This is a genomic window from Treponema vincentii F0403, assembly GCF_000412995.1.
GTDB lineage: Bacteria > Spirochaetota > Spirochaetia > Treponematales > Treponemataceae > Treponema > Treponema vincentii.
Genome location: NZ_KE332512.1, coordinates 82,895 through 94,482, shown reverse-complemented (window position 1 = coordinate 94,482; position 11,588 = coordinate 82,895). Strand labels below are relative to the sequence as shown.

At 47.1% G+C, this 11,588-nt stretch carries 9 protein-coding genes; 2 read left to right on the top strand and 7 right to left on the bottom strand.

Going from position 1 to position 11,588, the window contains the following annotated elements; translation table 11 throughout:
• Positions 1-85: 85 nt before the first annotated feature.
• Together HMPREF1222_RS00490 and HMPREF1222_RS00485 are read left to right on the top strand one after the other, a co-directional pair.
• A complete protein-coding gene (locus HMPREF1222_RS00490) occupies positions 86-2,410 on the top strand; it encodes a VWA domain-containing protein (RefSeq protein ID WP_016517745.1) in 2,325 nt (774 codons plus the stop codon).
• A gap of 39 nt (positions 2,411-2,449) precedes the next feature.
• The gene (locus HMPREF1222_RS00485) at positions 2,450-2,932 is read left to right on the top strand and encodes a DNA-deoxyinosine glycosylase (protein WP_006188724.1); all 483 of its coding nucleotides are present in this window, start codon (positions 2,450-2,452) and stop codon (positions 2,930-2,932) included.
• A 110-nt stretch (positions 2,933-3,042) separates the two neighbouring features.
• Here HMPREF1222_RS00485 and HMPREF1222_RS00480 read toward each other — a convergent pair whose 3' ends face one another.
• The 7 genes from HMPREF1222_RS00480 to HMPREF1222_RS00450 all read right to left on the bottom strand — a co-directional run bounded on the left by HMPREF1222_RS00480 (position 3,043) and on the right by HMPREF1222_RS00450 (position 11,451).
• Positions 3,043-4,029: a hypothetical protein gene (locus tag HMPREF1222_RS00480; protein ID WP_006188725.1), complete on the bottom strand. Its 987-nt coding sequence runs from the start codon at positions 4,027-4,029 to the stop codon at positions 3,043-3,045.
• Positions 4,030-4,193: 164 nt separating this feature from the next.
• Positions 4,194-5,297, bottom strand: a complete 1,104-nt coding sequence (locus HMPREF1222_RS00475) for an endonuclease/exonuclease/phosphatase family protein (RefSeq protein ID WP_016517743.1) — start codon at positions 5,295-5,297, stop codon at positions 4,194-4,196.
• A 140-nt stretch (positions 5,298-5,437) separates the two neighbouring features.
• The gene (locus HMPREF1222_RS00470; protein ID WP_016517742.1) at positions 5,438-6,358 is read right to left on the bottom strand and encodes a type I phosphomannose isomerase catalytic subunit; all 921 of its coding nucleotides are present in this window, start codon (positions 6,356-6,358) and stop codon (positions 5,438-5,440) included.
• Positions 6,359-6,431: 73 nt separating this feature from the next.
• Positions 6,432-8,504: a replication restart helicase PriA gene (gene priA / locus HMPREF1222_RS00465; RefSeq protein ID WP_016517741.1), complete on the bottom strand. Its 2,073-nt coding sequence runs from the start codon at positions 8,502-8,504 to the stop codon at positions 6,432-6,434.
• A gap of 3 nt (positions 8,505-8,507) precedes the next feature.
• Positions 8,508-9,365 (bottom strand): uracil-DNA glycosylase, encoded by an 858-nt coding sequence (locus tag HMPREF1222_RS00460; RefSeq protein WP_016517740.1) that lies wholly within the window; start codon positions 9,363-9,365, stop codon positions 8,508-8,510.
• 500 nt (positions 9,366-9,865) lie between these two features.
• Positions 9,866-10,366, bottom strand: a complete 501-nt coding sequence (locus tag HMPREF1222_RS00455) for a hypothetical protein (RefSeq protein WP_016517739.1) — start codon at positions 10,364-10,366, stop codon at positions 9,866-9,868.
• Positions 10,367-10,368: 2 nt separating this feature from the next.
• Entirely contained in the window at positions 10,369-11,451 is a 1,083-nt protein-coding gene (locus tag HMPREF1222_RS00450; RefSeq protein ID WP_016517738.1) for an AAA family ATPase, read from the bottom strand.
• Positions 11,452-11,588: the final 137 nt, after the last annotated feature.

Sequence of the window (11,588 nt, the reverse complement as noted above, 5' to 3'; positions counted from 1 at the left end):
AAACCCTCCGCACGAATAACCGGAAGCAGGTCTTTCCAAAAGCTTCGGTTTTTAGAGACGATCAAACAGTAAAGGGGAGTACACAATGAAAAAAATAAGGATTTTTGCCGGTATAACGTTCTTTTTTTTGATTATATCCGCATTAAATGCCCAAACAGTCAGGAATGAAACTGCCGATGTCATCGTTCTTATGGATACTTCCGGAACGGTATTACCCTATTACGAGGTGATCAATCAACGGGTATTGCAATCCATTATTTCAAAATTTGTGCGTATAGGAGATTCTTTCCATCTTATCTCGTTTAGCGCGGTTCCCCGCTATGAAATGTCGCAAAAGATCAATACCGAAGCGGATTTATCCCGCGTTGTCTCCCGTTTTATGCTCCTGTATCAGCTTGGGCAAAGCGCCGATTTTTTATCCGGTATCAATTTTGCCGGTCAATATATGGCGGAACTGTCGTCGCAGCAGGAAAAAATCCTTATTGTAATTTCGGACGGCATTTTTAATCCGCCCGCATCGAGTCCGTATAGAAATTATAGCGGCGAACAGGTAAAAACGGAATTAGCTAAAATTTCCGCTTCTATCCGCGCTCACGGCTGGAAGGTATATTATGTCAAACTCCCCTTCCCTTCCGATGCGGTGATTAAGGATTTGGACGGAGCCTTCTATGAAGGAAAGCTGGACGCAACAGGCTCTCTGGATCGATCAGGTGTCGATAGCACGGCAAATTCTTCACGTGCGTCATCAGGCAGTACGGGCGGCGATGCAGGTAGCCGGCAAGGCGGCGCATCGAATACCGGCACAACTACCGGTAATAATACCCAAACGGCCGGTACCGTGGCATCGCCGGCTGATGCCGCAGCAAGACAAACCGGTACGACAACTCCGTCCGGCAATCAGAACGCAAGTACGGCGCAGACTGCGCAGGGAACGGCGGATAGCTCCGGTACCGCCGATAGAGGCAATTATTCAAATTCCGGTACCGGCAGCAATACCTATAACCGAAACGAAGCGAATGCTTCGGCTACTTCCGAAGCGGCGTCGCAGAATACCGAAAGCACCGAATCGGACGGCGGACAGTTTGCTTCTACCGGAGCGGGTTCTGCAGATCAGCCGCCTAAGGAATATACGGATGTTTCGCAAGCCTTTACGGAAAATCTCGGCATTGAACCGAGTCCCTTACCGGAAGAAGGCGGAATTGAATTCAGCGATACCGTACAGCCGATCCCGCAGATTGTCTTTCCGGAACGGATAGAAACCTCCGGTGCGGCCGCCGAACTTCCGCTGACTATTATCAATGACGCCGAAGAAGCGGTTGAAGTACAATTAAAAAGCATTTCCGTAGGGGCAGACGGCGAATCCCAAAAACAACAACTTAATAATATCACTGTCAGTATTCCGCCGAAAGGAAAAAGCGAACTGACAATACGGATTACGCTGCCCGACAGTTTACGCAGCGAGGGACAGCACAGAACAGATATCCGGCTTGACCTTGTACAGCAGAATAAGACCTTTTCCCAAGCCGCTGCCGTTCTTGTAAGCGTTACGCCGACATTTATTCAATCCCTGCTAAGCGGTAATCTGATATGGATACTGCTCGCCGCATTGATTCTTCTTGTTGTGCTGATATTTATCTTTATACTCCGCCGCCGCGCTTCCGAACCGGTTAAATATGCCGCTCGAATGGTTGGGCAGCAGTCTGATTTAAACCGGCAAAACAACACGGTACGTCAAACCGACTTTAACGGAGAGCAGCGTCCCGTGCTTACCGCCTCCGAAAAGAAGTATTATCCGGAACAGTTGGCAGATAAAGCGGATCCGCGCGACACCTTGAATACCTTCGGCTCCCAAACGGCGGCGGCGGCAGCGGCAACTAAAACCGAAACGGCCGCGCAATTTGATTATCTTGCACGGCAGCAGTCGCGTACGGCAGAAGGACGGTTTGCCTTATTAAATAGCGCAGAAAACTATATAGATCGCCGCCCCGGACTCAATCGCGGTTATTATAGCGGCCGTATCAGTACAAAACCTTCGCAGTCAGGGATGACGGAACTGTTTGTTTATAATCAAAACACATCAATCGGTAAACGGAACATCCATGTAATGAAGCCGGGAAGCCGCCTAAGCATCGGCGGCAGCAAGAGCGATGACTTTTTAATCTTTCTTGTACCCTTCCCCGCAAACCTTGCGCAGGTGCAGTATGACGGCAGCGACTACCGTGTTTCCATTTTAAAGCCCGAATACTTCCCATACGAAACATCGAATACGATCTATCAGTGTATCGGGCGGGATATTACCGCGGTATCTAAGAAAGGCTATCATGTTACGTTTACATTTAGAGGCTACGAAGACCCGATGATTAAACTTAATACAATCCTTACGTCTATTAATTACACTGAGGAGCGCTAAAATACGGCCGTATCGGGATGCGTATAAGCAGCAATGACAATGACTGAAAGACTTATCCATCCCTTTGCGCCGGTATATAACACCGAATCGAAAATTTTGATTTTAGGCTCATTTCCGTCGGTTGCATCCCGTGCGCAGGAATTCTATTACGGCCATCCGCGGAACAGGTTTTGGCCGCTGCTTGCAGCCTTACTGGAAGTACGGGAACCGCACTCCATAGAAGAAAAAAAGTATATGCTTTTACACCATCATATTGCACTGTACGATGCCGTTACTGCCTGTACGCTTAGCGGATCTGCAGATGCAAGCATGCAGTCCATTGTGCCGGCTGATTTAAGCGGGATTTTCCGAACAGCTCCTATTCAAGCCGTCTTTGCAAACGGCAGCAAAGCTTATGAAGTATGTACTAAACGGATTGGGATTACGGCTATAAAGTTGCCGTCTACCAGCCCGGCAAATGCACGGTGCCGTTTTGAAGATTTGCTTATATCATGGAAACAGATATTGCCGAAGCTCTTATAGTGCATAAATTTAAAGACTGCCGCAGCACAATGGAACTGTCGCAAAAGTAATCAACTTTTGAGACAGCTCCACAATCCGTAAAGTTACCGGCAGTAAAGATTTGTTAAAATTTACTCCGTCCCGAGATTGTCTACGCTGTAATCGTACACCGTCCAAATATCATCGCGGGAAGCAAGGTTATAGGTAAAGCGCTTTTTTTCGCGGAAGCTGGTGTAATCAAACCACTCAATAACCGTAACCTCAGCTTCAGTTGCGCTGTACGTTGTCCGCTCAACGGTAAATTCTACCGGAATCATCGCAATATCTTTATCGGTACGCGACTGCATAAGGTCGTGCTTATAGGTATCGATCATACTGATGCGTCCCGCTTCCGCCTCTGCCTTATATCTCCGGCTCCGTATCGGATCGCGGGCAATCATCCGTTCAATATCAAGATACAGGAAAAATTGATCCCACTGCGATTTTTGGCGGGCTGTCAGCATATAGGTAATGACCTTGTCGGGGGAGATAGGCTGAGGCTGCAGCACTTCCCGTGATACGGAGGCAATCGGAAGAGCTCCGAGCGCGGCTACAGAAGGAGAAGGCTTTATTTCAAGACCGAGCCTATTTGAAGAGACATGATATTCCGACGTATCGCTTAAACGCTTTAATTCGGGATAAAAATCGGCAGAAAGCATATAAGCGCCGGGACTTTCAATCGTAATATAATCTTTTACATTTTCTACAAAGGCATAGGTTTCGCCCGTCTCTATCGTAATTTCCCTAAAATAAATCTGCTGATTGGTATTCCGTTTCCGTACCCATGGTTCCGTGTGCGCAAGGCTCTTGTTTTTGGTATTCAAAACCGAAAAATCAAGGCTGAACATACGATCGTTGGCCAGTTTGAACCGGAGCGGCTGGCTGCCTTTATTGGTAATGGAAACCTTTACGAAAATAGGCTCCGTTCCGTCGTTTCCGGGATAATATACACGGCGGTCATAAAATCGGATTGCAACATCCGCATCAAAAGATTTGCTTTCACCGTCCGTTTCGGCAGCAAAACACCATACTCCCAATAAAACGGCTGCTGCTATCAAGACTATTTTCTTTACTGACATATTCCTCTTCCTTACCGGCATTGCATACGGGGCATCACAAACCATTCAGTTTTTTATGACAATCATATTTATAATGCCCTCTTACGCATATATCGGCAATTTATCCCATTCTCTTTATGGAGAAAAACATAGAGAAAAACCGTTATAGGAAGCTGTTAACACTATTAGGGATTTAATATGACGCGCAGCTTTACCGGATTATGGTCTGCATACCGGAAGGATTCATCGAGCGTTTCTACCGATACAATAGAGATATTCGGGGATACGATAAACCCGTCGATAACGTAGTACGGCCACTTTTTACGGATATTTTCGTCAGCGAGTGCAGATGTATACGGCGCTTTATTAAGACGGCACGAAGGAACCCTATCATCAGAGGCGAACTGCCAACCATCCGGCAGTATACCTCCGCTCATTTTACCCGGTGCCCAAAATTCATCATAGAGGGGATAACGCAACTGAGTCCCCGGAAAGATTTGATTAAAATCTCCGCCCGCAATGACGTAATTGCCCGCTTCATATTCGGCACGGATAAAATCGGCCACCGCCTTAGTCTGGGCAATTTTGCCCTCTCCTTCATCATAAGCTTCCAAATGCAGCACGGCGGTTACCAGCTGTCTCCCGGATTCGAGCGGGAAACGGTTTATCAGCATACACCGCTTTAAATTAACCGTGCTGACCGGCCATTTAAACGGTACCGGCAGCGCAAAACGATAGGTTTCCGTAAAAGGATAGCGCGTAAAAAGACCGACTCCGCTTGCGACCTTTCCAATCGGCGGAATGGGATAAGGCACATACGCGGCCTTAAAATTATAGGTATAACTAAGCGGGATACCGAGCGCTTCGGAAAGCGCCGCAGTTTGATCGATATAATAGGAACGCTTTGAGGCCTTATCCATTTCTTGAATAAAGTAAAAATCGGCAGGGTAGCGCTTCAGGGTCTGAATAACGCCGGCAAGATTTTCTTCAACCTCTTTCTTATCCGCAGGGCGCACCATGGTTCCTCCGTCCATAAAGAAATCCTGCCCTGCACCGAGCCCGCAATACCCGATATTCCAACTGATAATATCAATAGGTTTTGCAAATTCAACGGATTCTTGCGTATTTGCAACATCCCCTATGACTTCGGCGGGTTCTTGAGCTTTAGGGCGATACTCGGTTATCGTAATAAACAGCAGCAAAATCCCGAATGCTATAGCGGCAGTTGCTGCAATCACGCCGATTACTTTTAACACCAAAAGAATGATTCGTACCAAAAACGTTTTCATATAGACTGTCCTTTACATGACACTGCCGGCTTTTGCAAAAATAACCGGCGGGCTTTCTTGATTTTTCTTTATAACGGTAATTATCACTTCTACCGTTCATTCTGTCAAGCAATTGACAGCAATTGCATCGTTTTGCCGCCCTACCCCATCAGCATAATCGAAAGCGGCGAGCCTTGATTTGGAATAACCGAAACGGCAGCATCCCGCCTCACCATGATACAGTCTTCGGCTTTTACCTGCAAAGTGCGGTTTCCGGCAGTTTCAAGTACGCCGTTGTCCGCAGCTTCAAGCGTACCGTTTCCGCCGGTTTCAAGCGTTCCGTTTCCGGCAATGATAAAAAGGCTGCACCAGCCCGTTTTTGCGGCCGGCGTGTCAAATGACGAAAACGAAAGCGTTCCCGCAGCGGTAAAATCTTTTTTTTCAAGCCGGAAATACGGACAGTTCATCCGTCCGCTAAACGGATGCTCCGGCGTCAGCGCGGAAGCGGGCAGATACCGCAGCACATCAAGCCCCTTTTGTATATGCACTTCGCGGGGACGCCCCCAGTCATAAAGCCGGTAGGTTATATCGCTTGACTGCTGTACCTCTAAAAGGCGCAAGCCCCCCTGTATCGCGTGAACGGTTCCCGCAGGAATAAAGATAAAGTCCCCCTTCGACACGGGGACGGAGCGGAGGCAGCGTTCTATCGTGTTATTCCGAATTGCCTCTTCCAGCTCGCTGCGAGGATAATCTTTCTGCAACCCGTAAATAATCTTTGCATCGGGCGCCGCCTCGAGCACATACCAGCATTCGGTTTTACCGGCGCTGTGTTCATGGAGACGCGCATATTCGTCATCGGGGTGAACCTGTACCGAAAGCGTTTCATTTGCCTGAATAATTTTAATCAAAAGCGGATACGAAGCGCCGATAACGGTTCCGAGCGGTTTTCCGCCTATTTGCGGCGTCCCATCATCTGCAAGGGACTGACCCGCCGGATGAACGGAGACAATCCACCGCTCATATCCCCATACCTTCTCGGAAATAAAAGGCTGTGTTTTAAACATCGTTATATTCTGCTGCATATCATACCTCTCAATATCATATTGTACGTAGAAACCTCTAAACACTATACTTGAGTTTTTACAGCTGCCAACCTTATAATAAACTGACCGGATCGACATCCGTTTCGATATACACACCCACAGCCGCTTTGTATTCGGTGATAAACCGGTAGACGGCTTTTTGCATCGGCGCGAGCGTTTCGGCACGCAGCAGCAGCTGCATCCGGTGATTACCCGCCACCAGCGAAAGCATACAATCGGAGGGGCCGAGTATTTCTATGTCTTTTGCACCTTCCGGCGGAAACAGCTGCGGTAACAGCTCCCGTGCGCCGTACGCGGCTTCTTCCGCTTTGTGTTGATCTTTACTGCGGAACACCAGCCGGATAAGGCGGGCAAAGGGAGGAAATTCCAACGCCTGACGCTGCTGCAGCTCCTGCGTATAAAAACCTTCCACATCGTTATGCTGCGCGCAGACGATTGCAGGATGATAGGGGTTATAGGTTTGAATAATCACCTCCCCGTCGGGCACATATCGCCCTGCCCTGCCTGCAACCTGCATGATGAGCGAAAAAGTACGCTCGGCAGCTCTAAAATCCGGCATCTGCAAGCCGGTGTCGGCAAGCGCAATCCCGACAAGCCGCACGCCGGGAAAGTTTAACCCTTTGGCAATCATCTGCGTGCCGAGGAGAATATCGATAGCGCCGCTCCGAAAATCATGGAGAATTTGAACCGCCTGCTTGTTTTTTTGCAGCACATCGGTGTCGATACGCTGAACGGTGCAATCGGGAAAGGTTTTCCGCACCTGTTCTTCGATATATTCCGTACCGATGCTCGTATAGCCCGCCTCGATGGAGCCGCATTCGGGGCAGGCGCTCGGCGGCTTTGCCGTCCATCCGCAGTAGTGGCACTTCATCAGCCCCTCGCTTTTATGAAAGGTGAGCGGCACCGAACAGTTTTTACACAAGAGCTCGTGTCCGCAGTTCTTACACTTAAAGAAATGAGAGAACCCGCGGCGGTTCAAAAAGAGAATGGTCTGTTTTCCTTGGGTTTTGGTGCGGCGCATTTCATCGATAAGCGCGCTGCTTAACGCCCCGCTCGTATGCAGAAGTGATTCGATACGGATATGAGGCAGCGCGCCGCCGGAAAGCCGCTCGCTCAACCGCAGGGTGCGGATTGCGCCGGTTTTCATCAAATGCCATGCCTCTACCGACGGCGTTGCCGACCCCATCACCAGCGGACAGCCGTGTTTTTTGCAGAGGTACATCGCAACCTGCCGCGCGTGGTAGCGGGGCGCAAAGCCCGACTTATACGAACCGTCGTGTTCCTCGTCGATGATGATGAGTCCAAGATCGCGGACGGGGGCGAATATGGCGCTGCGTACTCCGACGACAATCCGCGCCTCGCCCCGCGCAATACGCCGCCATTCCGCAAGCCGCTTGCTGCCGGTCAGTCCCGAATGGAGCACTGCGCAGCGGCCGCCGAAACGCTTTTTAACGGTTTCCGCGACCTGATGGCTCAGCGTGATTTCGGGCACAAGATAGATGACCGATTTTCCGGCGGCAAGCGTACGCGAAGCGGCCTGCAAAAACACCTCGGTTTTACCCGAACCGGTAATGCCGTACACATAAAAGAACTCGCCGGCAGCGCAGCCGGAAATCGCTTCTACGGCGGAACGTTGTTCTTCCGAAAGAGTGAGCGCCGAAGCGGAAAAATCGGTTCCGGCGAATTCAATCCCATCGGTATTCAGCTCCCCCGCTTCGCGTTTGCCGGAGGGCAGCATTGCGGAAAGCGCAATCCCCTCGGCGCAGATATAAAAGCGGGACATCCAGCGGGCGAGCGCTGCCTGTTCATCGGTGAAAAGCGGTTCCGCATCGATGATGCGGTCGATCGGCTTTATGTCGGCTTCCGCAAAAGGACAGCTTTTCGGCAGCGTTTCATGTTCCGCAACGATAAAACCGACGAGCTTGCGCGAGCCGAATCGAACCGCCGCCCGTCTGCCGGCTAAGGATTGTTCCCCATCCGGTGCGGCAGCACAGTCCATCGGGATGGAACTATCCGCACTTTTTTCCGCTGCTTTAGCCGAACGTTTCGGTACGGCGGCAGTATTCCGGTAAAAAAACGATTGATATAAAGGTAGTTTAAAGACAAGCTCAAGCCACTGCGCCATAGATCAGCCTTGTGCTTGAAGTTCGTGCAGACGAGCGCGGAACCGCTTGAGGTCTTCCCATGCGGGGCGTTTAAGGCTTTCGTCCCTAAGCAGCGCGCTCGGATGATAGGTCGGCATCAGCGGTATCCCCTGATAGTCGAAGAAACGCCCCCGCAGCTTTCCGATACCGTCGGAGGTTTGCAGCAAATGCTGTGCGGCAATGCGCCCCATCACCAGAATCATCTTAGGGCGGAGCAGCCGTATTTGCGCGTCCAAAAAGGCGGCGCAGCAGTTCCGTTCTTCCGGCGCAGGGTCGCGGTTTTGAGGCGGACGGCATTTAACCACATTGGTGATATAACAGTTCGTTTTACGTGAAAGCTGAATAGCCTCCAGCATCTTATCGAGGAGCTGCCCCGCCCTGCCGACAAAGGGTCTTCCCTGCCGGTCTTCGTCCGCGCCCGGTCCCTCGCCGATCACCATCACCTCAACGGAGTTGGTCAGGCGGGAAAGCTCTTCGGGGCCTTCCCCCGCCACCGGATGAGTACGGGTTTGCCCCAAAACACAGGCGGAGCACTGCGCAACCGCAGCGTAAATCTCCTGCATCGACCGGAACGATGCGCCGGAACTGTCTGCCGGAGAATCTTCATCGGCAAAAAAGCCGCTCCGTTCATCGCCGATACCCGCGGGATGTGCCGCAAGCGTAACAGCCTCGCCGGATGAGCCCCCACCCGTTAAATCCGCAGAACTTCGAGCGACCGGCTCCGATGCTGCAGCAAATGCAAATGATTGGGGATACGGCGCATCGCTGCGATACCCCTCGATATATTCCGATGCGGTTCTAAAAAACCGATACAATACTTCACACGTTTCCATAATCACCATGGCAACCGTATTATAAATATTTTAAACGGTTGCCTTCCTTTTGTGCGAAATTTTGAAAAAAATTTCGCACATTTTTTCTAGCAGATGGGTAATCACATCGGGCAGACATAGATAAAAATCGCAGAATAATTGAGGCGGCGAGACCATTTGAACCATCTTCAACTGTTGTACATCCGTGTACAACAGTTGAAGGCGAGTTTCGTGCACGCACAAAACATCGCTGCTGTATGGAACTACTGCCATCCTTGGCAGTTCTGGTTGAATAGTCTCAATTTTTCTGCGAGGCTATTAAAAAACGGCCTGATGTGATTACCCTACCATATTTGCGGGCAGTATACACGGAATTGCAAGAAAATGCAAAGAAAAACCACTGATAAGTTGCGCCTTCCTATTCTTCTAACCTCATACGGAAACTGTAGTATTTTACGCTTTTTAGATACAGTTGGGAAAAAATTGATTTCCGTGCCCCTTAAATGATTTTATTTTTTAGTGCTGAATAGTTACAATTTTTTTATTTTATTTGACCTATTTTCATATTTACTGAAAGAAGAGCTTTTGTCGGCAGTTCTCGACCAGAATTTATATATATCAAAATCTTTATCTTCCAGTTTTTTTAAGCAATTTTTCTCCTTTAAAAAATCGCTTTTAAAATCACTGTTTGATTTACTGTTGAGCAATTCTTTTATATTTTTGATTGAAGTTGCATATATGATTTCATCTTCAAAATTATTTACTTGAGGAATTAAAACCGTCTCGATGTTTTCCCGCTGAAGCATATTCAGATTTTCATAAAGTGTATGCTCCGTATCAGCGGCATCCGTATCAAAAACTATAATAACTTTAGACTTCCGAGGTATAAGCCGTAAAAGTGTATTACTTATTTTCCGTTGATGTAAGACGCTCACTTTTCCCGATAAGATATATTTTCCTTTTAATATCTTTACGGCTTTTTCTTCCATTTGACCTTCAACCAAATAAAAACACACTGTACCGGCTGCCATAATCACCGATCCTCATTAAGATATTCGATTGAAAGAATTTTATTTATATCCGGAGAGATATCGAGTACATCATTTTTTACAATATTTCTTAAAGATATGTTATTTTTTTTTATTTTTTCTTCGGGGTGAACGACTTCTATCTTGTCATTTTTTCTTAGAAATATAAACGAATGTATAGGCAAATTCATTTCCAAAATATCTGCATTATGTGTCGTAAAAAATAATTGCGTATTCGGTTTTAATAAAGAAATCATTAAGCTTAAAACAGATTGTTCAATATCGCTTTGTATAAATGAAAATTGTTCATCACAATAATAAAAGCCATGCGTATCTTCGTATAAAGCGCTAATAAGAAAAGCTATATCCAAACCGGCTTTCGTTCCGCTTGATAAAAAATTCTTATCAACAACTTCCCCGTTTTGTACAAAGAGATCGCCGGTTTTACTTTTTATAATATAGCTTTTATCAACTTCCATACTCTTTAAAACCTTTGTAATAGAGGTATCAAGCGTCTGCAAAACCGCATTTAAAATATCCAAATCCAATATATTGGCATTATCCTTGAGTAAGGATGAGCTTTTCTCATCTCTAGGGAATGTAAATAGCCACCCAAACTGAGGTAGCTTTTCTAATTTTTCAATATTATCTTCTCCGTGTAATTTTTGGAGTTTTTTTACACACGTTTCATACGAATCGTTAACTGCTATTTCGGAAGAAAAAACATCAAGTGAAACTATTTTTTCGGGCAGAAATGTGCAGACAGCTCTGTATAAAACGTTATCATCGACTAAAAAATCGATAGAAAAATATGCTTCGCTTTTTTCATCTAAAAAATTATCGTCAAATGATTTTATATTTTTTTTTGAAAGAAAATTAAAAATATCAACGAGCGCTTTACCGAGAGATGTTTTTCCGGAAGCGTTCGCTCCCATAAGAATATTAACTTTTTTATAACGAAAATTCGGCTTTGTTTCCAAATATTCATTTTCGATAGTGGATTTTACTAATTTTTTGGGATACGAAAAATTGACTTTAAAATCTTGAAACCCGAAGAGATTGTTAAGCTCCAAGTTCATTACAACCATAATAATAGTCCTTCTGTCTTATTAGTTCCATTTTTCAGAACTAATAAAACTATACTATATATTTTTTTATACGTCAATTGTAAGCCTCTCTTATTTTGTGGAGGGACACAAGAATAGTCTGATACGCTTGCTCGGAT